This window comes from Deferribacterota bacterium, from assembly GCA_034189185.1.
Classification (GTDB): domain Bacteria; phylum Chrysiogenota; class Deferribacteres; order Deferribacterales; family UBA228; genus UBA228.
This window is the reverse complement of sequence record JAXHVM010000310.1, coordinates 1-1501: the sequence shown is the minus strand read 5'-3', so window position 1 is coordinate 1501 and position 1501 is coordinate 1. Positions and strand designations below refer to the sequence as shown.

The 1501-nt window shown below is 30.2% G+C and carries 2 protein-coding genes; one reads left to right on the top strand and one right to left on the bottom strand.

The annotated features are described in order from the left end of the window. Positions 1–939: nicotinate-nucleotide--dimethylbenzimidazole phosphoribosyltransferase (locus tag SVN78_11175; GenBank protein ID MDY6822167.1), on the bottom strand; the 939-nt coding region annotated here is incomplete at its 3' end. A 48-nt stretch (positions 940–987) separates the two neighbouring features. On the opposite strand from SVN78_11175, the gene SVN78_11170 reads away from it, so the two are divergent. After that, a partial coding sequence (locus SVN78_11170) for a DMT family transporter (protein MDY6822166.1) occupies positions 988–1501 on the top strand: 514 nt, incomplete at its 3' end.

Here is a 1501-nt window from a genome sequence, read left to right as displayed (position 1 = left end):
CTTTAACTTTAAATATTCTAACATATATTTGTGTGATTTATCAGAGGAGAGGTGCCCAGCTAATAGGTAATTGTTAATCTCCTTTTTTAAGGTTGTTGCAATAAGAGCTGCTGCGGTGGAGACTACCCCATCTATAATTATTGGAATTTTGTTGTAGCAACCTGCTAAAATAACGCCAGTTAAACCACCTATCTCAAAACCACCTATTTTTGATAGAACATCGATACCATCTTTTTTGTTAGGGTTATGTTTTTTGATAGCCTCATCTATGATCTCTATCTTTCTTTCTAAGGTTTTGCCGTCTATGAGTGAGCCTCTGCCTGTTATTTCTCTTGGATCTTTCTCTAATATTACTGAGGCTATTGCAGTAGATGGGGTTGTATTGCCAATCCCCATATCCCCTGTAGCAATTAAGTTTATGTTGTATTTTTTTATAAATTTATCTGTTATTTCAAAACCTGTCTTAATAGATTTCTCTGCATCACTAATTGACATTGCTTTTTGCAGCCTAAAATTATTTGTACCAGCCTTTATTTTTCTGCATAAATAAAAGATGTTATCATTACTAAAGGTAGGTTTTTGGAAATTTTCTTTCATCCCAATATCGGTAATAATAGTTTTAATTTTGAGTGATTTAGTTAGAACAGTGGATGTTGCCTTTCCCCTAATAAAGCTTTTAACCATTTCTAAGGTTATTGATTGGGGATATTGACTTACCCCTTCCTCTACTACACCGTGGTCACCAACCATTATAAAGAGCGCTGCTTTTTCAATATTAGGATTTAAATTTCTTGTAATGCCACAAATCTGTTCAGATATTGTGTGGAGAAAACCCATGGCCCTGTAAGGCATGATTAATTTAGATGTTTTATTTTTTGCCTTTTTTATATATTCTGTATTAATGCTATCTATTTTTTGCAGTATATTTTCTAATTGCATTGATTAAAAATATAATAATTGAATTAATATTACAATTAAAATTATGATATGAAATTTAGTTTAAAAGCTTCAGATAGGTTTTATGAGTCAATAGCTGATATCTCTCTTTTATTAGTTTCTCTTTGTTGGGGTTCTACTTTTGTTATTATAAAAATAGCTTTAAATGAAGTATCTGTATTAGATTTTTTATTTTTGCGTTTTTTATTAGCAACCTTCTGTATGTTGCCCCTATTTATAGTAAAATATAAATATATAAATATTAAAAGTATTGGTGCTGGAATATTTTTAGGTATTCTTTTATTTTTACTTTTTGCATACCAAACAATTGGCATAGCTTATACTAAATCAGCTGAAGCTGCATTTATAACGGGCTCATATATTATCTATACCCCTATCTTTTCAGTTTTAATTCTTAAGAAAAAACCCTATAAATCATCTATTATAGGTGTTTTATTAGCGTTTATTGGACTTTTGGTAATGACTTTAAGATGGAAATTAAACTTGAGTGTGGGAGAGCTCTATCTAATACTAAATGCAATTTTTCTTGCACTTCATATTATCT